Below are 21,317 nucleotides of genomic sequence, written 5' to 3'. Positions count from 1 at the left end.
CTTATAGCGTTTTTGCAGGTAACTTTTCATAAAGGGCATTATTCACATGCCCGAATTCAGATGCATGCGGACGGTCTTCACCATCGCTATATCCATATTGAAGCATCCGATTTCTATTCAGGCAGAGTTTCGTTAATTTTGGCGCAAAGAAATTGAATGTATCGAAACGATCCTGTAACATAGGGAATTTTTTCTGATGCGTAAGGATTGTTTGAGCTACGCCTTCCCAAAAAGCATTCTCATCCAAAAGGGACCTCTTCATCAGGAGTGTTGACAAGTATCGGAAATGACAGATGAATAGTCCCGTGAAAATGAATTGAACCAGCCCCTCGGGAGTCTCACTTCTTAGTACTTTCCTTAAATCATCAGGAAGCTTGCTTAATTCAGGAAGCGGCTGATCACTGACGTTCACATCATCCACAAAATCCTTGATGGCCAAACGGTGAGGCTTGTAATCCTTCAAAACTAAAATGGTATTTTGACCATGCGGCGAGAAGACCAATCCATATTGATAAATAAAATGTAATAATGGTGATAGAATGACGTCGAACAATTGAGCTGTCCAGGCTTCTGCAGTCAATCCCGATTTTTCAATGAGGCTTTCTACATATGGTTTCCCTTTGCTGTCCACATGTAAAAGGGACGCAAGCGTAATGGGCTTTTCACCGTCTTCCATATAACTGTATATGCTTTCTCTCCAAATACCACCCAGCATCTCTAAATATTGATAGGGTACATTCTCTAGTTTGGAATAATACGGGTGATCAACATTTAAACTGGCCACTTCACCAGGAAGCACTACTTTGCATTGTTCTTTCAAGAATGAATCATTTTGATAAATGTTCTTTATATACGTTGTGATTTTTGGTGCAATGACCGTGCGTTCAGCTGGCAATCCTCGGTAGACCAGCGTATTTAAAATGCTCATCGGCAGCTTGACGTGGTGTTTATCCTTATTCGATACATTAACGAATGTCCGGATGGATTGTTGCGGCAGATACTTATCAGGACCATTTCCTAAAGCTACGATCAGCCCTTTGGCCAAGTCATCGGTAAAGTTCTGGATGATTATATTCTTCCACTGCCATTCATGGACTGGGAGGTAGTAATAGTTTTCTGCGTTCAGCCCTTTTTCCGTCAATATCTTTGCAAATGATTTTTGGGTTTTCCCATCCAGTTCATTCTCCATCAATTGCTTATAGGATAACGTTTCGACTGAATTGAACTCCCCCCTCGTTTTATGGACGGCAATCCAAGATAACTGGACTTCCTTCTGGTTTTCTGGAGCGAACTTCAAATAATCATCATAACCGAAACCGATTCTTCCCTTGTTATAAGCAATCCAAGGGTGACCGCTCATTTCTCCTTCAAGTAATGCATAATCCAGTTCGACTAAATCATCTGCATCTTGTTCAGGTTTGGATAGCAATTGGAGATCCGCAAGCAGCGTATGATGGAATTCCTTGATTAAATGTCCTGTAGTTTCTGCAGTCATCCCAATTAATGGCTGGATGTCTAAAATGAATTGAATGGCATCATTGGCCTGTGTAAAGCCTTCCTTTTCACATACCTGGATCGACTCGGCCTGTACTTCATAGCTGTCAAAAAGACGGGGCGATGCCAAAAATTGATAAGATTTCCCCTCATTTATTTTTAACTCATATAGGTTTCCCGTTTCATTTTCGTTCAGAATAGCTGGATGGATCATATCTTCATACATATACTCAGAAATCATCTTGGCCAGCAGGTTTTGGTTTACTATCGACCAATTGTTTTCTGAAACTGCCTGTTCCACCTCATTTATGAACTGCATATCATTCTCCCCTTCCCTTCTCTTAGTAAGCCATGACAGGTGTTTTTACACGGAATGACTGAAATGCACCCTTTGGCTCGGATGGATAAACTTCTTTACCTGCCAATTGATTGATGATAATCGAATTTCGGAATGCTCCCAAGCCTAGATCCGGAGCACCCACACCATGTGTATGTATCTCGCCATTTTGAATGAAAAGGTGATTCGGTGTAGGGATGTCCGTGCCTACCCTATAGTCTTTCGTTATTGCAAGACGCCCTAAATCATCGCGGACTAAATGGTCCTCCATGGTTTCAAGGAATGCCGGAAGGGTTGATTTATAGCCCGTTCCAAAAACGATCGCCTCTGTGTCCACATCAAATTCGCTATCTTCTACCCACTGTCGGCATTTCAAACTCCAGCCATTTTCTGCGGGGGTAACGGCCGCAACTTCCGTCATGGCCCGAAGTTCAATGGAAAGTTCGGCATTTCCAATCGATTTTTCATACATTTTGTCAAAAATTGCTGCAATTGTCGTAGCACTGATCCCTTTATACAATAAATCCTGTTTCGGCAGGATTTCATCCTTCTTTTCCTGTGGCAGCCGATAAAAGAAATCAAGGTAATCCGGAGTGAAGTATTCCAAACCGAGTTTTGAATATTCCATAGGGAAAAACCCCTTGGATCTTGTATACCAGTTTAGCTGGTATCCATTTTCCCCCTGCTCATTAAGCAGATCCAGAAAGACCTCTGCTGCACTCTGTCCAGACCCGACAACCGTTATGGATTTTTTCTTTAAGACATTTGCTTTATTCCGTAAATAATCGGCCGAATGCAGGATGCTCTCTCCCATATATGGATGAAAGGCCGATGGAACGGTCGGGGCGCTGCCAATTCCCATGACTACATGACGGCTATAATAGACTTCGATCTTTTGTGTTTGTGCATCCCTTACACTGATTTGATAGCAGGGTTCACCTTGTTCCCCTATATATTCAACTGCCTCCACCGCTTTTCCGAAACGGCAGCTATCAAGTTGATCGGCAGTCCAGCGGCAGTAGTCGTTATATTCTTTTCGTGGAATCAAGAATTTTTCAAGAAAGTAGAAATGATAAAGCCGATCATGCTGCTGTAAATAATTCAGGTAACTATATGGGCTTGTCACATCTGCCATGCTGACTAGATCGGCAAAGAAAGGTACCTGCAGAGTTGTCCCTTCCAACAGCATTCCTTCATGCCAATTAAATTCCCGCTTTTTCTCAAAAAAGACGGCATTCAGCTCCGGGGTTTTCTCCAAAAGGGCCGCAAGTCCAAGGTTAAAGGGGCCTATCCCTATCCCTACCAGGTCATAAATAGATTGTTGCTTCTCCATACTTCCACTTCCTCTCGAAGTTCTCCCGTGTACATGACATAAGTAATGCTGTTTTATCAGGGAGCTCAATTTCTTTAATCGGGGTAAACCCGCACTTTTCAAATAAGTAAATCATCTTTGCATTTCGAATATCCGGTTCAGCCATCACTTTTTTTGTATTCGCAGAAAGCAATTTGTATTTCACCATTGCACGTAAAAATGGCAAAGCCAGTCCTTTTCCTAGATATTCCGGATCACCTATGAGTAAATGTATGCCTTGATCTCCCTCTTCGGATTCATAATAATCTTCGATGATATCGCCTTTTACCCAATACGATTCCCAATAGCTCATGGGAATGGAGTCCAGACAGCCCAAATAGAGTGTTTGATGTGTATCAGCCAATGCCTTTTTTAAATGAACGGCGAATTTTTCTTTTGTGAAATTCAAATTCCAGTAGGGTATCACATGACCTTCATGCATCCATTTATGCAATATTTCCAAATCCCTCTCAAATTCAACTTTGACAAATGAAAGCTGTTGATTGCGGTCCTTCAGTATTTCTTCATAACTATTTTTCATGGACGGCCATAACCCCCTGCGCGAACGGATTATCAATCGTTGTATAAACGGATTGTGTCTCAAGTGAACCAACAAGCTCATCCATATCATGGAATCGTGTCAGTAAATTAGCCTTACACGATGATTCCCGGGCATGAAGCAACTTTGAAACAACTCGTTTCATCCCTTCATCTTCGCTTTCCCTGCTGCATGTTTCCAGTTGTTCCTGAACGAGCTGTAACAGTTTGTTCTCTGATACTAATCCTTCCGTACCAAAATTATTGATTAAGCCTAATAAGTGATTAAAAAAGAAATAGTATTGCAGTCTTTCTTCAGCGACTTCATCAGAACAAATCGTGAAGCTTTTTTCACTTAGTTCAGGCAAGATCTTCAGCAGCCTGTCCACTTTGGACTCACAATAGTAATACCCTTGATTATCACGATAATAAAAAGTGGCTGGATAACCATCTTGAAGTTGAATGATGGAGTTTTGTTGATGGGCTTCCAAAACAATCCCATACTCTTCAAAAAGCCAAAGCATCGGTTTTAATGTCATTGACAGATAGGTTTTGAACCAATCCTTACTTACTTCTTCGGTACTGCGGTTTTCTTCAGCTGATAATTTGCGGATGATCGCTCCAAGCCTTGATGGTGCACCATAGGCATTATCCTGGCATAAGCCGGCAATCAAGCTTGCTTGTTTATCGTTTTCATAAAAAGGGTTTTCCCGGATATCGACATCGAATCCCGATTCTTGCTCGGTTGTTTTGATCGTTAGGTATGCCGGGTCCTTGATGATACGGAAGGAGGGATGCCGTTCTTTTAGATCGTCGCCCACTTTAGAATCTATTAATTTAGCAATTTCCACACCGCGATCTAATTCTTTTTGCAGATTTGCACGTAAGGAATTCGTGATTTTAACCGGAACGGAAAATTTGTACATATATCTCGATGTGGCATTATATACCGTCCTAAAGGAAGAGGTGGCCGTGAATTTTTTTCCAAGCGGTCCTGCATAAACTAGTGTCCCTTGCTCGATCAGCCTCTTGACCTCTTCTTTTTCGATAAGCACTTTTGCCTGCAGCGGATGTGCCGGGATGATGATAAATTTGCTTTCCTTTTGGCAATACGTGCCTCTGAATTCACTGGAAATCTCCAAGTCACCGGCTAATTCCTGTTTAATGATCTCACTTGCCGATCGGACTTCACTTGAATCCTGGATGACAATCGAAGGTTCTGCCAGGAAGTAGTGCAGCTGAAACTCCCCTTTTAATTCGGGTGAATAGATCCATTCTTCCTTTTCTGAAATGCCCTGCTTGCTTTTCGGCGTCGGGTGGAACAGGTGCCCGAATAAAAGTGACTGCTCTGCTTCGATGTAGGTGAAATCAGGGCTTTGAAGTGCACCAATGTCTTCCGTCCTTGCTTCAACATACCGTTGAATATTTTGGCTGCTTAGGATGACACGCAGCATCAATTCATCTTCACTATCGGTCCGGCCCTGCTCATTCAATAATTCTTTAGAAACGATCGAGACCATTGTCACGTAATCTAATTCATGTACTTGCTTGGATGCCGTCTGATAGTAGATCGGGAAGTTGAAAATATGACGCCCCGTTTCCGACCAATATTTAAGCGGAACAAGCAATGCAATATCTTGGGACATGAGCTTACTGACTACTAATGAATCCGGAATGGCCCCTTCTAAATTCGGCCAGTTTTTCGTTTCTTCTAAACTGTAATTTCCGGTTTCCCGGAAATAACAATTCAGAAAGCTTTGCATTGTCGCCCTTTCAGCTATTTGCTTACCATTCATCTTCATTCCTCCATTATCTTGAACATCTCACCTAATACTCGGATTTCGTCTAAAATTCCCTCTATGTGTTCAAGGCTTGTCATTGGATTCAATAGTGTCATTTTTAAATATACCTGTCCGTCAAAACGCGTTTTTGCTAAAAATGCCCGTCCGCTTTTTAATAATTCTTGCTGAATCTGTTTATTTAATAGATTTACTAACTGATCACTTTCTCCCTCGGGATTATAACGGAATACAACCGCATTCAATTCAGGTTCTTTATTTAATACTGTGAACCCTTCCTGCTTATCGATCTTCGCTGCCACTTCACGTGCCAGATGGCAAGTATAGTCGATCATTTCGGCAAAGGTATCCAGTCCAACGACCTTCAATGACATCCAGAGTTTCAATGCGTCGAACCTTCTCGTCGTTTGAACCGATTTATTGACTAAGTGAACCATGCCCTCGGCTTCATCTTCCTGAGGATTCAAGTAATCGGCGTGATGCTGGATATATTGAAATGAGCTGCTGTCAGAGACAAGAAAAGCACCACAGCTGATGGGTTGATAGAATAATTTGTGAAAATCAACCGTAATAGAGTCGGCCCGTTCCATTCCGCTGATTAACTCTTTGTAATCCTTACTTAAAATCATCGCGCCTCCATATGCGGCGTCCACATGCAGCCATATCCCATTCTTCCTTGCCGCTTCGGACAATTCATGTAATGGATCGATTGAACCGAAATCCGTTGTTCCACAAGTTGCAACGATGGCAAATGGCAGTAAACCCTGTTCCTCTAAAATCGACATTTGATGATTTAATTCATCTATGGACAGACGGTGATTTGAATCCGTTTTAATCGTGACTACAGCCTGTTCACCAAGCCCCAGCTGTGCCGCTGATTTCCGGACCGTAAAGTGGGCAGCCTCGGAGCATAAGATCCGCAATTTTTTTGCCTCGACTGGCAAACCTTGCTGCTGAACATCCACACCCCAGAAACGCTGACAATAAGCGTCCCTCGCCAATAGCAGTCCCATATAATTAGACTGGGTTCCACCGCTAGTGAAAATCCCATCCGCTTGTTCAGGCAACCCCACCTGGCTGCACAGCCAATCTATTAAACGCTCTTCAACGAAGGTGGCCGCCGAGCTTTGGTCCCATGAATCCATGGATTGATTCAACGTACCTATAATCATTTCGGCAGCCACGGCAGGTATTAATGTCGGGCAATGCAAATGTCCGATACAAGTGGGGCTGTGTACATTGATGCTGTCGTTAATTACAAACTCTGCCAGCTCATCCGCTACCGCTTCCATTGTCTTCCCTTTTAGAGAAGCAAGGGACAGCTCATTTAATCCTGCTTCGATTTCATGCGGTTTTTTCCCGGAGTATGGTAAATCGTTCCCTTTTAAAAAGTCCGTCAGCTTTTTTTCAATGATTTTTAATGACTGGCTATAGTTATTGAAACCTTCTTCGTTATTCAAGAACAATCGAGAATAAGCAAAATCCGTTTTATTTATCATTTCGATCATTGAGCATTCACCCTCTTGCAACAGCTGCACGAACAGCTTGTTCAAAAATTGCAGTGGCTTCGCGAAGCTGGGATTCCGTTACGATCAACGGAGGCAAGAACCTCACTACACTTCCATGTCTGCCGCCAACTTCCAGTATCAACCCTCTTTGAAAACATTCCTGTTGAATGGCACTGGCAAGTTGCGAATCAGCAGGATGGCTTCCATTCGCATTTTGCGGTTCTTCAGGATTGATCATTTCCACACCGACCATTAATCCCCGGCCCCTGACATCACCGATCTGCTTAATATCTTTTTGCAAATCTTTAAGAATATCCTTTAAGATTTCTCCCATTTTAGCGGCATGCTCCACAAGATTCGTCTCTTTCATGTATTTTAAAGTAGCTGTTCCTGCTGCCATTGCCATTTGATTTCCGCGGAACGTACCGATATGTGCACCTGGTGACCATAGGTCAAGCTCTTTGTTATAAATCACCACCGATAATGGAAGACTTCCGCCTATTGCTTTGGATAGTACAAGAACATCCGGAATGATTCCTGCATGTTCAAAGGCAAACATTTTCCCTGTACGGCCGATACCTGATTGAACTTCGTCGATAATTAGCGGAATGCCCTTCTCTTTTGTTATTCTCCTGATTTCCTTAAGCCATGGAATTGGAGCTGGAATGGAGCCTCCCTCGCCTTGTACTGCCTCTAAAATCATTCCTGCAGGCGGCAATAATCCGGACTCAGGATCGTTCAATAGATTTTCGATATACTGGCTGCTGATTTTATGGCTTTCTTCTCCGCCTATTCCAAAGGGACAGCGATATTGATAAGGATACGGCAGGAATTGTACGTCTGGGATTAACCCTTGTATTTTTTCCTTTGGTTTTGTATTGCCGCTGATTGACATGGTTGCATGCGTTGCCCCGTGGTAAGCACCTTGGAAGGATAAAATGCTTCTATTGCCTGTCGCTGTTTTTACCAGTTTAAGTGCTGCCTCAATGGCGTCTCCGCCAGTAGGACCACAGAATTGAATTTTTGCATTTTTCCTGAATTCCTCAGGCAGGCATTCAAAAATTTCATCGACGAACTGCTCTTTGATCGGCGTCGTAAAGTCCAATGTATGCAAAGGACGCTTGTCCTTAAGAATTTTTTCCATTGCCTCCAGCACTGCCGGATGATTGTGTCCAAGCGCTAATGTTCCAGCCCCCGCAAGAAAATCAATATATCGTTTTCCATCCATGTCTGTTAAGTAAATTCCCTCCGCTTGATCAATCGCCATGGGTAATCTTCTAGGATATGATCGGGCATTTGATTCCCTTGTATTTTGTTGCTCCAATAGTTGATCATTTTTCGTAAGCGTGTTCGTTACCATAGTGAACCTCCATGTATTGAATTAATTGAGAATAATTATCATTATCATGAAATTCATTTTACTGATAATGATAATTATTCTCAATGAGTAAATTCACTCATTTTTCTGCTATTAAATTCCAATAAAATTAAGAAAAGGTTAAAACTGGGGCCTATTCTCTATTTATCTATTGAATATAAAAAATGTTCTTAAGGGTTTATTAAGATTCCGTTTATAAGCTGAACGCAGTAAAAAATCATTGGAAAAGGAGGAACGACAATGAACGGTTTAAAGGGAAGGCGGGAACTCAAACATGCAATCACCAAAGCGGATTGTCATTCATTAAGAAAAAATCTGCAAAACTTCATGAGGCTTGATCCCCATGGGCTAGATGGGAAATATTTAATTCGTAGTGTTTATTTTGATAAATTTGACAATAAACTCCTGAGGCAAAAAACAGAGGGATTCTATCACAGGGATAAGTTCAGGGCGTTTACGCCGAGGAGGCTCACCCGCCTGGCGGAAAGCGAGCATCTGGAGGGGAAATCAACCACACCGCTTTACTTGGTAAATAGCAACAAAGTATGCGAAACAGCCTTTAAAGAAAACGGTAGGCAAACTGCTTTTCTTCGAATTATCTATAGTCTGAGGTATCCCAAAATATTCGGGATACCCTTTTTATTGAATTGGCGTATGGCTTCTTCCGGGTTATTCCTCCACATTTGATTAATTTTTAGCTGCTAACCAATATAAAATACCCTCATTTGGTATAAAATAGTAAAATAGAGAGGTAAATGACCCTCAATCAAGAGGGCTATTCACTTGTTTATCAATTGAATTTAGGGGGTAAAGATTTCCATTATTACTTTATCCGATCGTACAGTTTCAGTTCTGTTAAAAACGGTTCGGTGTCAGGGGGGAAACGGATGAAAAGAAATCATACCATGATGCAATTTTTTGAGTGGCATCTTGAAGCAGATGGTTCTCATTGGGAGAAATTGAAATTTGCAGCCTCCAAGTTGAAAGATATAGGAATTGACTGCGTTTGGCTTCCGCCAGTTACGAAAGGGCAATCCGTTGGGGATAATGGATATGGAATATACGACGGATACGATTTGGGGGAATTTGACCAAAAAGGTACAGTTCGTACCAAATACGGGACCAAAGATGAATTGCTGCAAGCAATAGCCACCTGTCATAACTACGGGCTTTGCGTTTATATCGATTTAGTCATGAACCATAAAGCAGGAGCCGATGGAACCGAAAAATTTGAAGTGATTGAAGTCAATCCAGAAAACCGTATGGAAGATATCTCAGAACCATTTGAAATGGAAGGCTGGACAAAATTTGATTTTCCAGGCCGTAAAAATAAATACTCTGATTTTAAGTGGAACCATACTCATTTTAATGGTACAGACTATGATGCCGAAAACGACAAAATGGGTGTATATCGAATCACAGGCGAAAACAAGCACTGGAATCAGCATGTCATCGATGAATTTGGAAACTATGATTATTTAATGTTTGCCAACATCGATTACAGTCTGCCGGAAGTTCGTCAGGAAATGATTAGCTGGGGAAAATGGATGGTTGATACATTAAAGTGTGATGGTTTTCGTTTGGACGCCGTTAAACATATCGATTATGAATTCATCAATGAATTTCTCCAAGAGCTCATCCCTTATACAAAGGAACATTTCTTCATGGTCGGCGAATTTTGGAAGGCGGATGTTAAAGCCTGTCAAACATACTTAGAGCAAACTAATCATGACCTCAACTTGTTCGATGTTTCCCTGCATTATAAATTTCATGAGGCCTCAAACGCAGGAACTGACTTCGACCTCTCAACCATCTTTGATGATACCCTCGTCCAAACCAATCCGGCACAGGCCGTCACTTTTGTCGACAACCATGACTCCCAGCCTCATGAATCACTGGAATCTTGGGTAAAGGACTGGTTCAAACCATCGGCATATGCACTTACCTTGCTTAGACTTTGCGGTTATCCATGTGTCTTTTACGGGGACTATTATGGAATCGGCGGGCCTTCTCCGGTGCCTGGAAAAAAGGACATTCTAGATCGCCTATTATATGCTAGATATGAAAAAGCCTACGGAGAACAGACGGACTACTTTGATGACCCAAATACGATAGGCTGGGTCCGGCACGGAGTTGAAGAGCTGAATGGCTCGGGGTGCGCCGTCATAATCTCGAATGGAGATCACAACAGTGAAAAAAGGATGTTCGTCGGTGAACATCGTGCTGGTGAAATCTGGAGTGATTTAACTTGTCATAGAGATGACCACATCACCATTGAAGAAGATGGTTTCGCGACCTTCCCCGTTCATGGGAAAAGTGTATCGGTATGGGCCTTGAATAATCCACTTTAAAAAGGAAAGCAAAGAACGGCATGTCATTTCGGATATGCTGTTCTTTGCTGAGGACACCACCGTTGAAGAATTGGAAAATAAATCTGTATGTCTCACATAGGTAAAGATAATTTTTCCATTTCGTTCAACCATGGTAAGATAAGGGAAAAGGGAGTTGAAGGAAAAGTGAAAAATGAAATCATTGAAAGATTCACCTCTTATGTGAAAGTGGATACCCAATCGAATGAAGAAAATCCATCATGCCCCTCTACACCCGGACAGTTGACCTTGGCAAATGCATTGGTCAAGGAACTTCAATCCATTGGGATGAAGGAAGTGACAATTGATCAGAACGGATATGTCATGGCAACCTTGCCAGCCAATTCAAGTAAGGATGTCCCGACAATCGGTTTCTTGGCACATGTCGATACAGCAACGGATTTCACTGGAAAAGATGTAAAACCGCAAGTCGTTGACAACTATGATGGCAACAATCTTACTTTACATGAAAAATTGGATGTCATTCTTTCACCTGATGATTTTCCTTCGCTTAAGAACTATATAGGGCATACCTTGATTACAACGGATGGGACAACCCTGTTGGGAGCAGATAATAAGGCTGGAATTGCCGAAATCATGACTGCCATGGATTATTTGATCCGGCATCCGGAAATCAAGCATGGAAAAATCCGGGTTGCTTTTACTCCCGATGAGGAAATCGGCAGGGGACCCCATAAGTTTGACGTAGATGCTTTTGATGCCCAATTTGCCTACACCGTGGACGGTGGACCACTTGGAGAACTTGAATATGAGAGCTTCAATGCAGCATCTGCCAAAATCCTGATCAAAGGGACGAATATTCACCCTGGTACGGCTAAAGGAAAAATGATCAACTCCGCCAAAATCGCCATGGAATTCCATAATGAACTCCCAGTGGCAGAAGCACCGGAATATACGGAAGGTTATGAAGGATTTTATCATCTGATTTCTTTTCACGGTGATGTGGAAGAGACCAAGCTTTCTTATATCATCAGGGATTTCGACCGCCAAAAATTCATTGAACGCAAGGAATATATAACAAAAGTAATCGAAGATTTAAAAGAAAAATATGGGCAAAACCGTATTCAGCTTGAATTACACGACCAATACTTCAACATGAAGGAGAAAATCGAGCCCGTGAAGGAAATCGTGGATATTGCCCACGAAGCAATGGAGAAACTCGATATAAAACCGAAAATTTCGCCAATACGCGGTGGTACGGACGGTTCTCAATTATCGTATATGGGCCTGCCAACCCCCAACATCTTCACGGGCGGGGAGAACTTTCATGGTAAATACGAATTTATTTCCGTCGATAATATGATCCTGGCCACCAAGGTGATCGTCGGCATTGCATCGCTTTTTGAAGAAAAAGCAAAGTAGCTCGATAGAAATGCCTTTATTGAAAAACCCCCGACTCCAAGTCTGGGGGTTTTTCATCCAATATTAAGCGCGATTCCAGTGACGGTGCTTGGCAATTGCCTCGATAAAGGCAGTACCACTATTATTATCCGTAACGGCTACAATGCCTGAAGCTGGATCATTGGAAACGATGCCTGCCTTCGATAAGATCTCGGCACCTTCTTTTCCTGCACCAATCGCTTTGAAATGATTGTAGGCTTCATCGATAAAGTAAATTGGTTCCTTGGATGCCTTTAGAGCATCGACACTCTCCTGGCCTCCTGCCACATATACAGCATCGAAAAGTACCGAATCGGCTGTCAGGAATGTCTGATTCACCTCGGCCTGCTGTCCTTCAGAACTTGTAATCAATCCACGATTATGACTGATGATTTCAGCCATTATCCCTGCTGATTTAAATGATTCCAAGACTTGATTAACCTCTGACCCGTTGAAACCATCTGCGGCCAAGATTGCCACTTTCCTTGTTGCGGCCGTATTCACTTTCATTTGCTCCTGGCTTAAAGCCGGAGAAGCCAAATCCATTTTGACCTCACTTTTGTTGGCTGGAGGATTCACGCCCACTCCAATAGCGATCGTTTTAGCCAGCTCGACATCTACATTGCTGAACATCTCGACGATTTGCTGCTGAACGTCCTTACTTTTCACTTTTCCTACTTCAAAGTGGAAAGCCTGAATAATATGCTCCTTCTCCACTTCCGTCATGCTATTCCAAAATAATTTAGCCTGGCTGTAATGATCCTTGAAGCTTTCACTGCGTTGTCGGACCTTCCTGCCATCGACTTTTTCCTGATAATGTGCATAGCCGCCTTCTTCTTCTGAAGCAGGTTCGGGATAGTTGTCTGCAAGGGAATTTTTGTGGTAGCTGACCTGCCCTGGATTAATAGACATTCGGTGCATGCCATCGCGTTGATTATTATGAACGGGGGCAACCGTCCTATTAATCGGAAGCTCATGGAAATTAGGTCCTCCCAATCGGGATAGCTGGGTATCGGTGTATGAGAATAAACGTCCCTGGAGCAGCGGATCATTTGAAAAATCAATACCCGGTACGACATGCCCCGGATGGAATGCTATCTGTTCCGTCTCTGCAAAAAAGTTATCCGTATTTTGATTCAAAACCATTTTTCCGATTGTTTTCACCGGGATTTGTTCTTCCGGCCATAGTTTAGTCGGATCAAGGATATCAAAGTCGAATTTGAATTCATCTTCCTCTTTAATCATTTGCACACCAAATTCAAATTCAGGATAATTTCCGGTATCTATCGCTTCCCATAGATCTTGGCGGTGAAAGTCAGGATTCTTCCCTGCAATTTTTTGTGCCTCATCCCAGACAAGGGATTTAACTCCCAGTACAGGCTTCCAATGGAATTTAACGAAATGGGCCACGCCTTGTTCATTTACAAAACGGAATGTGTGGACACCAAACCCTTCCATCATCCGGAAACTTCTTGGTATGGCCCTATCAGAAAGATGCCACATGACCATATGAGCCGTTTCTTCATTGTTGGCGACGAAGTCCCAAAAAGTATCGTGGGCAGACGCAGCCTGAGGTATTTCGTTATGAGGCTCCGGTTTAACCGCATGAATTAAATCAGGGAACTTAATGGCATCCTGGATAAAAAATACCGGAATATTATTTCCGACCAAATCATAGTTCCCTTCCTCCGTATAAAACTTTGTCGAAAATCCCCTTACATCACGGACCGAGTCTGCCGATCCACGGGAACCTGCCACCGTGGAGTAACGAACGAATACCGGTGTCTTGACTGAAGGGTCTTGAAGAAACTTGGCCTTTGTATATTCGGCCATCGGTTCATATACTTGAAAATATCCATGAGCACCAGATCCACGGGCATGGACAATTCGCTCAGGAATACGCTCATGGTCAAAATGAGTCATTTTTTCCCGGAAATGAAAGTCCTCCATCAACGTTGGTCCACGTGTGCCCGCCTTTAAAGAATGCTCATCCTCAGAAATGCGCAAACCTTGGTTAGTCGTCATCTTTTTCCCATTATCGTCCACTCGATATTGATCCAGCTGTCTCTGCTTACTTTGCTCATCGATTCTTCCGTTTTCATTTGCTTTTGTCATCCCACTCATTCCCCTCCATGTCTAAGAATTCAGATTAAATCGTGTTGTATGTATTATTTGATTCGAAATAATTGCGTCATCCTTCCTCATATACCACTCTATTTTGACGGATAAACAGAATTCAGAAAAAGAAACTTCACGGTAGGTAAAATTATTTTGGGGTAGGTCGAATTCTTCCCGTCCCCAGTTTTGAAACACTGGGGACGGAAAGAAAAACATATAAAAAAGAAGCGGGAAGACCGATATTTCGGCCTTCCCGCTTGTTTCCATTCAACACCTTACTTTTTAAAAGCCTCTGAAACCTTCAAAAGTTTCCCTTTTACTTTCGTATTTTTCATCACTTTCAAGACAAGCGGTCCCTTTTCATTCAATATTTCCACATAAGACACATTGTCCTGGATCGTAATGATCCCGATATCCTCTGCATTCACTCCATCAATCTTTGCGATGGTTCCGACAAAATCCACTGCCCTGAGTTTCTTTTTCTTGCCGCCATTAAAATACAGTTTCATGATTTGTTTATTCAACTGTTCACTTTTATCTTTTTTGATTTTTGGACGAGCTTCCAGTTTCGCTTCGAATTCCACTTTTTTATTGGAGACTTCCTCTTTTGAAGGAACAGTCATCTTAGGGATTTCAAAACCGATATATTCTTGAATCTCAGCAAGGAATTTATCTTCGTACGGCGTCACAAAAGTAATGGCTTTTCCTTTTTTACCGGCACGGCCCGTTCTTCCAGTTCGATGTACGTAACTTTCTTTTTCCATTGGCAGGTCATAGTTAATCACATGGGTTATATTGTCGATGTCAATTCCACGGGCAGCAACATCTGTCGCAACCAAATAGCGGAATTCACCTCTTCTGAATTCATTCATCACTGCAAGGCGATCTTCCTGAAGCATACCGCCGTGAATCATATCACACGGATATTCCAGTTCCAGCAGCTGTTCACATACTTGGTCTACCCTATCCTTCGTCCGACAGAAAATGATGCAGCTATCAGGGTTTTCCGTGATGGTGACGTCTCTAAGCAGGGAAAACTTATCGTCTTCCTTCACTTCAATAAGAGCATGTTCAATTTTCTCCGTCGTTACACCCTTTGCTTTGATTTCAATATCCAAGGGATCTTTCATATATTGCTTGCATAGCTTTTTTATACTCTCAGGTAACGTAGCAGAGAACAGCATGGTTACTCTATCTTTCGGAAGCTCTTTAATAATGGCCTCCACTTGTTCGATGAAGCCCATATTCAGCATTTCATCAGCTTCATCAATGACCAAATGAGTTAAGCGTTCCAAGGCAAAAGTCCCTTTCTCGATATGATCCAGGACACGCCCCGGGGTTCCGACGACTACATGGCTCTTTTGTTTCAATTCCGCTTTTTGCAGTGCGAAAGGATGCTTTCCATAAACCGCAGTTGCCTTTATCCTTTTAAATCTGCCTATATTCGTAATATCCTCTTTTACTTGTACAGCCAACTCACGTGTCGGTGTTAAAATAAGCGCCTGAGGCTTATTCTCCTCCCAATCGACCATTTCGCAGATCGGTATGCCGAATGAAGCGGTCTTGCCACTTCCCGTTTGGGATTTAACGACAAGATCCTTCTTCTCCAGCGCCACTGGTATCACCTCACGCTGTACTTCTGTTGGACGTTGATATCCCAAGCTTTCTAATGCCCTTACAATTTCATCGCTTAATGTATAATCAGTAAAACTCAATTCATTCATATGACAGCCTCTTTTGTTGTTTAGTATGTTGCTTTATTGTTTCCATAATCGTAATTTCCTTATACAAGGTTCTATTATACGCGATATGCAACGATAAACCTTGTAATAACCCAATTCAATTGCCTTATTTCAATATAATGAAACGTTCGTCTTCATTAAAACAATGGTCATCATGATATCATGATCTGAGATATTCAAAATGGACCCTGCTTCTTTCAATATGCTAAAATATGTATGATATAAAAGCCGAAATAGGGTGTAGTTTCTAAACTGATGTCCAAAAGGAGTGCTGATTTATGATAATCGTAACGAATAGAATCAGAGTCAAAAAAGGGATGGGTGCAGTCATGGCCCCAGGATTTACTGCACCAGGTCCACTTGATACTACGGAAGGCTTCGTAAAAGTTGAAGTATTATTAACGCAGAATTTGTCGGACCACGATGAACTGAGCGTTAATATGTACTGGGAAAACCTTGATAACTTTACCGCTTGGAGAAATAGCGATGCATTCAAAGCTGCACATAAACGGCCTGAGCCAGGTTCCGGTGAAGCAAAAAAAGAATCTCCAATTCTAGGCAGCGAGCTTACAACGTATGAAGTAGCCTCGGTAAAGGAAATAGCTAAATAATAAAACAACAAAAAGAGGCCGCATATTTTGCGGCCTCTTTTTGTTGTTTTCTCTTAGTGAATTACTGGGCCTCAGCTTTCTTGATTTGCTTGCTTCTAAGCTGGCCGCAAGCTGCATCAATATCCGTTCCATGTTCTTGGCGGATTTTACAATTTACGCCTCTCTTTTTCAGCGTATCATAAAATGCGAGAACGGACTCTTTTTCACTTCTTTGGTATTGACTATGCTCATCTACAGGATTATAGGGAATCAGGTTGACATAGAGCCGATGTTTTTTGTCCTCAAGAAGAGTGGCGAGTTGCTCGGCTTCTTCTTGATGGTCATTGACATCTTTCAATAGGATATATTCAATCGTAATTCTCCTATTCGTTTTCTCTAAATAATAATCAAGAGATTTCATCAATTTTTCTATCGGGATACCTCGGTTTATTTTCATGATCTGTGTCCTGAGCTCATTATTCGGCGCATGCAAGGAGATGGCCAGATTCACCTGTAATTGGGTATCGGTGAATTCATAAATCTTATTGGCAAGACCGCTCGTCGAAACAGTAATGCGCCTGCCCGCTATAGCAAGGCCCTTATGGTCCATGAGCACCTTCAAAAAGTCTAACATATTTTCAAAGTTATCGAACGGTTCGCCAATACCCATTACAACAACATGGCTTACAACATCATCATGTTCCAATTTATCCAGATGAAGTTGAACGTTCATGATTTGTTCCACTATTTCCCCGCTGGATAAATCACGGCTTTTGGCCAATAATCCACTGGCACAGAAACTGCAGCCAATATTGCAGCCCACTTGGGTGGTGACACAAACCGATATTCCGTATTTATGTCTCATCATGACCGTTTCGATGAGGTTTCCATCCTGTAATTTAAACAAGAACTTGATCGTGCCATCCGCTGATTCTTGCTTGACGTGCTCAGTCAAAGTCTGGATGACAAAGTTCTCTTCAAGTAATTTTATACACTCTTTATTAACATCCGTCATTTCAGAGAAATTCGTCACACGTGTTCTATAAAGCCACTCCCAGACTTGGGAAGCTCTGAATTTTTTATGGCCATGATCCGAAAGCCATGATGTCAATTGTTCGAATGTTAAACCATAAATGGACTCTTTATTCATTCGTTACCCTCTTTTCATTACATTAAGATTTAATATGTTAACCCATTAACCTTACGGGGAGTTTCCCCGGAATTAGTTCCATCATTTATGATATGGTTCATTTCTATTTATCCGAAAAGCCCGATATATCTGCTCCACTAGAACCAGTTTCATTAATTGGTGCGGAAAGGTCATTTTCGAGAAGGAAAGGGCATAATCACTTCTTGATAACACCTCGGTGCCAAGCCCAAGCGACCCGCCAATAATAAACGCAATTTTGCTCTTTCCATAGGTGGCCAGCTGATCCAAATGAGTGGCCAGCTGCTCTGAAGTAAGCTGTTTTCCATTGATCTCAAGCGTAATTACATAGGTGTCCGGGCTGACTTTCGCCAGGATTCGTTCACCCTCCTTTTGCTTAACAATGTCCATGTCCGCTGCACTCAGGTTCTCCGGAGCTTTTTCATCCGGTACTTCGACAAGTTCTATATTAGCATAGGCGCTTAACCTTTTTGTATATTCAGCAATTCCTTGCTTTAAGTATTTTTCCTTTAGCTTGCCAACAGTAATAATCGTTATTTTCATATATATCCTCTAGCTTTCATTATGTTTTTACTATCAATTGTTGGATTTGCCTACCTATTATCATACCTTACAGTGACCTATAAGCAAAACAAGCATATCCTTTCCAATTTTTAATGCTTTTATAATAAAAACCGCTGCCCCTGAAAGCGGCAACGGTAACTTTCATTATTTTTTAATGTGTATTGAAGAAATTGAGCGGACTTAGTTCAGATCCGATGAAGAATTATGTTGATTTTCATACAACCAAAAGCTTGAATCTAAACCATCCCACCTGCCGCTTCATTCTTCGGAAAATGTTAAGAACATGTTAAGAACAGGTTACGAACATGTTATCCACAAAAGTTATCCACATATCCACAAAATCTATCCACATCTTGTATGGGAATATTAGTTCCCTACTAGATATATTGCCACGTTTCGACAATATTCACAGGTTGTTGATAACTGATTTTCTTCTGGAACCAGCGTTAAAACAGGATAAGTTTCACATTCGTATACCACTTCATCCAGCGCCATGTCCACGTGTTCCTGACAGCAATATAATTTCATCCTTCATATCTCCTTTCCCACTCATTATTCCCAGTGCTTCTATTCCCAATTATCCACAAGTTGCTTGAGATCTTTAATTTAAGTAAATATCCACAGGTAATCGTAACAAAAAATAAGAAAATCGCAAGGAAATAGAAAGGACAGGGGTCATTTTTCCCCCTGTCCTTTTTGCTTTTAAATTTCGCTGCTTGAAAGTTTGACTTCCGTAGTTTCTTTCTTTCCGTCACGGTAATAAATGATTTTAACTTTATCTCCGATTTTCTTTTCGTTGTAAAGGTATTTTCGTAATTCCACGACGTCATGAATTTTTTCATTATCCATTCCAACAATGACGTCAAATTCCTTCAATCCTGCTTTGGATGCTGGAGAATTGCTTTGAACGCCTGTTATTGCAACTCCAGATGTAACTTTCCTTGGTAACTTTAATGTATTTTGTTGATGGTATTGGGAAATCTCTTCTACAGATGCCAAGTTCACACCCAAGAAGGCACGTTTCACTTCACCAAATTCCTCTATATCGTTAATAATTGGTATAACTGAATCGATCGGAATGGAAAGACCGATTCCTTCCACTGCATTTTCCGCAATCTTCATCGAATTTATTCCAATGACCTGCCCTGACATATTAACGAGTGCCCCCCCGCTGTTACCTGGGTTAATCGCCGCATCGGTCTGGATGACCTCCGCATTCCAATCGACTTGCCCGTCCTCATTGATATCCACCTCTATCGTACGCTCCAAACCTGAGATGATTCCTTGTGTGATCGATCCAGAGAATTGGAGGCCTAATGGATTGCCAATGGCAATTACAGGCTCACCAGGTTTCAATTTGCCGGATTTTCCGAATTCAGCAATGGTTTTGATTTTATCACCATTCACGACAATGACAGCTAAATCTGTCCATGGGTCACTACCTTGTAGTTCAGCTGGCAACTTAGTTCCATCACTTAATGTCACTTCCAGTTCATTAGCGCCTTCAATGACGTGATTATTCGTGACAATATAAGCTTTGCCCCCATCTTTTTTGTAGACGACTCCAGAACCAGTGCCGGCTTCTGCCGAACTGTCCCCGGCTTTGCTCCCTTGACCCCAGAAGTTCGTTTCCTGAATGTTAGTTATCCCGACCACTGCGTCACTGGCCTTATCAACAGCATTGGTGACAGCACTTGTTACATCAAGGGTAAGGTTTTGCTGTGACTGCTCCGCATGCCCATTCTCCGTTGATTTCTCCGTTGTAATTTCGTTATCATCGTTATTTAACAGCCCACTTCCCAGTAAAATAAGTAAGGCCCCGATGATAACGCCCCCCAAGCCTGCTAGAAAATAGCCCATTTGGCCTTTTTTCCGTTTATTTTGGTTCTCATCATTCTGATCATAATAACCCAAGACCGCCCCATCCTCTCATTTTAGGAATGAATTATAGCAATTCTATTGTTTGGCATCCTCCCTCAATTATACTCAATTACCGAATTTTTTCTAAAAAAATGTATGCTTTTTTTAGGGTATACAGCCATTTTCCTTTTACTTATACAGTTCTAACCAAACGATACCTCTTTTAATCCGATTCGTAACTTGCGAATCGAATTTTTTTAAAACAAAAAAGGAATGAACAAGGTACCCCTCGTCCATTCCTTTTATTTATAACGTAACAAGTTCCGTTGGTCTTTTCGGATCAGTATCATATAAGGAAAATTGTTCGCCAACGATGATCCCCTTTGTTTTTAACGTCTGTTCCACCGACATTCTTGCTAGATCCTTCATATTATTATCAAGGCTTAAGTGGGCCAAGTAAATCCGCTTGGTCTTATCACCGGCCACTTCACTCATTGCAAGGGCAGCGTCTTCATTACAAACATGTCCGACATCACTTAAAATCCGGCGCTTGATGCTCCATGGATATTTTCCCATCCTCAGCATGGACACATCATGGTTACTTTCAAATACATAAGCATCGGCATTCGAGATGATTCCTTTCATCCGATCACTTACGTACCCTGTATCGGTGATGACCACAAGTTTCTTATCCTCATGATGAAAGACATAAAACATCGGCTCTGCCGCATCATGTGAAACGCCAAAAGATTCTATATCAAGACTGCCGAACGTTTTGACCTGTTCCATTTCAAATGTGAATTTTTGTTCTGTTGCAATTTCACCGATTGATCGATCCATGGCATTCCATGTTTTTGCATTCGCATATATCGGGAGTTTATGTTTTCTGGCAACCACGCCAAGACCTTTAATATGGTCGCTGTGTTCATGGGTAACGAGGATACCGGATAGCTTCGACATATCACGGCCTATATCCTGAAACAAGGCTTCCAGGGCTTTACCGCTTAAGCCAGCATCGACAAGGAATGATTGATCCCCCGTTTCCACGAAAAGGGCATTTCCTGTACTCCCGCTTGCGAGAACACTAAAATGCATTGTCAT

General features: G+C 41.9%; 17 protein-coding genes. 4 read left to right on the top strand and 13 right to left on the bottom strand.

Annotated features, from left to right (window positions below):
* Position 1: 1 nt before the first annotated feature.
* From N0M92_RS11420 to N0M92_RS11395, 6 genes are read right to left on the bottom strand one after another with little or no spacing between them, the layout of a single operon-like run.
* Positions 2-1,813: an IucA/IucC family protein gene (locus N0M92_RS11420; protein ID WP_260285794.1), complete on the bottom strand. Its 1,812-nt coding sequence runs from the start codon at positions 1,811-1,813 to the stop codon at positions 2-4.
* A 22-nt stretch (positions 1,814-1,835) separates the two neighbouring features.
* Positions 1,836-3,164: a lysine N(6)-hydroxylase/L-ornithine N(5)-oxygenase family protein gene (locus tag N0M92_RS11415; RefSeq protein WP_260285793.1), complete on the bottom strand. Its 1,329-nt coding sequence runs from the start codon at positions 3,162-3,164 to the stop codon at positions 1,836-1,838.
* Positions 3,139-3,723 (bottom strand): GNAT family N-acetyltransferase, encoded by a 585-nt coding sequence (locus N0M92_RS11410; protein WP_260285792.1) that lies wholly within the window; start codon positions 3,721-3,723, stop codon positions 3,139-3,141. Before N0M92_RS11410 ends, N0M92_RS11415 begins: the two co-directional genes overlap by 26 nt.
* Positions 3,713-5,515, bottom strand: coding sequence for an IucA/IucC family protein (locus tag N0M92_RS11405; protein WP_260285791.1), 1,803 nt, complete (start codon positions 5,513-5,515; stop codon positions 3,713-3,715). Before N0M92_RS11405 ends, N0M92_RS11410 begins: the two co-directional genes overlap by 11 nt.
* Positions 5,516-5,517: 2 nt before the next feature.
* Complete coding sequence (locus N0M92_RS11400) at positions 5,518-7,026, bottom strand: pyridoxal phosphate-dependent decarboxylase family protein (RefSeq protein WP_260285790.1); 1,509 nt, start codon at positions 7,024-7,026, stop codon at positions 5,518-5,520.
* Positions 7,027-7,033: 7 nt separating this feature from the next.
* Positions 7,034-8,386: an aspartate aminotransferase family protein gene (locus N0M92_RS11395; RefSeq protein ID WP_260285789.1), complete on the bottom strand. Its 1,353-nt coding sequence runs from the start codon at positions 8,384-8,386 to the stop codon at positions 7,034-7,036.
* 258 nt (positions 8,387-8,644) lie between these two features.
* Between N0M92_RS11395 and N0M92_RS11390 the strand changes: the two genes are divergently transcribed.
* The 3 genes from N0M92_RS11390 to pepT all read left to right on the top strand — a co-directional run bounded on the left by N0M92_RS11390 (position 8,645) and on the right by pepT (position 12,156).
* Positions 8,645-9,091, top strand: a complete 447-nt coding sequence (locus N0M92_RS11390) for a VTC domain-containing protein (RefSeq protein ID WP_260285788.1) — start codon at positions 8,645-8,647, stop codon at positions 9,089-9,091.
* A 200-nt stretch (positions 9,092-9,291) separates the two neighbouring features.
* Positions 9,292-10,755 (top strand): alpha-amylase, encoded by a 1,464-nt coding sequence (locus N0M92_RS11385; RefSeq protein ID WP_260285787.1) that lies wholly within the window; start codon positions 9,292-9,294, stop codon positions 10,753-10,755.
* A gap of 165 nt (positions 10,756-10,920) precedes the next feature.
* Positions 10,921-12,156, top strand: coding sequence for a peptidase T (pepT, locus tag N0M92_RS11380; RefSeq protein WP_260285786.1), 1,236 nt, complete (start codon positions 10,921-10,923; stop codon positions 12,154-12,156).
* A 63-nt stretch (positions 12,157-12,219) separates the two neighbouring features.
* Here pepT and N0M92_RS11375 read toward each other — a convergent pair whose 3' ends face one another.
* The gene (locus N0M92_RS11375; RefSeq protein ID WP_260285785.1) at positions 12,220-14,289 is read right to left on the bottom strand and encodes a catalase; all 2,070 of its coding nucleotides are present in this window, start codon (positions 14,287-14,289) and stop codon (positions 12,220-12,222) included.
* Between the two features lie 278 nt (positions 14,290-14,567).
* A complete protein-coding gene (locus tag N0M92_RS11370) occupies positions 14,568-16,016 on the bottom strand; it encodes a DEAD/DEAH box helicase (RefSeq protein ID WP_260285784.1) in 1,449 nt (482 codons plus the stop codon).
* A 296-nt stretch (positions 16,017-16,312) separates the two neighbouring features.
* On the opposite strand from N0M92_RS11370, the gene N0M92_RS11365 reads away from it, so the two are divergent.
* The gene (locus N0M92_RS11365; RefSeq protein WP_063234288.1) at positions 16,313-16,645 is read left to right on the top strand and encodes a heme oxygenase; all 333 of its coding nucleotides are present in this window, start codon (positions 16,313-16,315) and stop codon (positions 16,643-16,645) included.
* 61 nt (positions 16,646-16,706) lie between these two features.
* Here N0M92_RS11365 and rlmN read toward each other — a convergent pair whose 3' ends face one another.
* From rlmN to N0M92_RS11340, 5 genes are all read right to left on the bottom strand, one after another.
* A complete protein-coding gene (rlmN, locus tag N0M92_RS11360) occupies positions 16,707-17,774 on the bottom strand; it encodes a 23S rRNA (adenine(2503)-C(2))-methyltransferase RlmN (RefSeq protein WP_260285783.1) in 1,068 nt (355 codons plus the stop codon).
* A gap of 81 nt (positions 17,775-17,855) precedes the next feature.
* Positions 17,856-18,335, bottom strand: a complete 480-nt coding sequence (gene rlmH / locus N0M92_RS11355) for a 23S rRNA (pseudouridine(1915)-N(3))-methyltransferase RlmH (RefSeq protein ID WP_098370309.1) — start codon at positions 18,333-18,335, stop codon at positions 17,856-17,858.
* A 387-nt stretch (positions 18,336-18,722) separates the two neighbouring features.
* Entirely contained in the window at positions 18,723-18,884 is a 162-nt protein-coding gene (locus N0M92_RS11350) for a CxxH/CxxC protein (RefSeq protein ID WP_065310847.1), read from the bottom strand.
* 174 nt (positions 18,885-19,058) lie between these two features.
* Positions 19,059-20,270 (bottom strand): S1C family serine protease, encoded by a 1,212-nt coding sequence (locus tag N0M92_RS11345; protein ID WP_260285782.1) that lies wholly within the window; start codon positions 20,268-20,270, stop codon positions 19,059-19,061.
* A gap of 252 nt (positions 20,271-20,522) precedes the next feature.
* Positions 20,523-21,317 carry an MBL fold metallo-hydrolase gene (locus N0M92_RS11340; RefSeq protein WP_192207358.1) on the bottom strand — a complete coding sequence of 265 codons (795 nt, stop codon included), beginning with the start codon at positions 21,315-21,317 and terminating at the stop codon, positions 20,523-20,525.

The organism is Peribacillus aracenensis (assembly GCF_025175645.1).
In the GTDB taxonomy this organism is placed as follows: domain Bacteria; phylum Bacillota; class Bacilli; order Bacillales; family DSM-1321; genus Peribacillus; species Peribacillus aracenensis.
The sequence above is the reverse complement of the archived record's forward strand: the minus strand, read 5'-3'. Positions and strand labels throughout refer to the sequence as shown.

Excerpts from the sequence above, each read along its gene's own strand:
- rlmH (WP_098370309.1), bottom strand. The coding sequence starts at position 18,335 with ATGAAAATAACGATTATTACTGTTGGCAAGCTAAAGGAAAAATACTTA.
- N0M92_RS11385 (WP_260285787.1), top strand. The coding sequence starts at position 9,292 with ATGAAAAGAAATCATACCATGATGCAATTTTTTGAGTGGCATCTTGAA.
- N0M92_RS11370 (WP_260285784.1), bottom strand. The coding sequence starts at position 16,016 with ATGAATGAATTGAGTTTTACTGATTATACATTAAGCGATGAAATTGTA.
- N0M92_RS11405 (WP_260285791.1), bottom strand. The coding sequence starts at position 5,515 with ATGAATGGTAAGCAAATAGCTGAAAGGGCGACAATGCAAAGCTTTCTG.
- N0M92_RS11420 (WP_260285794.1), bottom strand. The coding sequence starts at position 1,813 with ATGCAGTTCATAAATGAGGTGGAACAGGCAGTTTCAGAAAACAATTGG.
- N0M92_RS11400 (WP_260285790.1), bottom strand. The coding sequence starts at position 7,026 with ATGATCGAAATGATAAATAAAACGGATTTTGCTTATTCTCGATTGTTC.
- N0M92_RS11375 (WP_260285785.1), bottom strand. The coding sequence starts at position 14,289 with ATGACAAAAGCAAATGAAAACGGAAGAATCGATGAGCAAAGTAAGCAG.
- N0M92_RS11350 (WP_065310847.1), bottom strand. The coding sequence starts at position 18,884 with ATGAAATTATATTGCTGTCAGGAACACGTGGACATGGCGCTGGATGAA.
- N0M92_RS11410 (WP_260285792.1), bottom strand. The coding sequence starts at position 3,723 with ATGAAAAATAGTTATGAAGAAATACTGAAGGACCGCAATCAACAGCTT.
- rlmN (WP_260285783.1), bottom strand. The coding sequence starts at position 17,774 with ATGAATAAAGAGTCCATTTATGGTTTAACATTCGAACAATTGACATCA.
- N0M92_RS11395 (WP_260285789.1), bottom strand. The coding sequence starts at position 8,386 with ATGGTAACGAACACGCTTACGAAAAATGATCAACTATTGGAGCAACAA.
- N0M92_RS11390 (WP_260285788.1), top strand. The coding sequence starts at position 8,645 with ATGAACGGTTTAAAGGGAAGGCGGGAACTCAAACATGCAATCACCAAA.
- N0M92_RS11340 (WP_192207358.1), bottom strand. The coding sequence starts at position 21,317 with ATGACAATGCATTTTAGTGTTCTCGCAAGCGGGAGTACAGGAAATGCC.
- N0M92_RS11365 (WP_063234288.1), top strand. The coding sequence starts at position 16,313 with ATGATAATCGTAACGAATAGAATCAGAGTCAAAAAAGGGATGGGTGCA.
- N0M92_RS11415 (WP_260285793.1), bottom strand. The coding sequence starts at position 3,164 with ATGGAGAAGCAACAATCTATTTATGACCTGGTAGGGATAGGGATAGGC.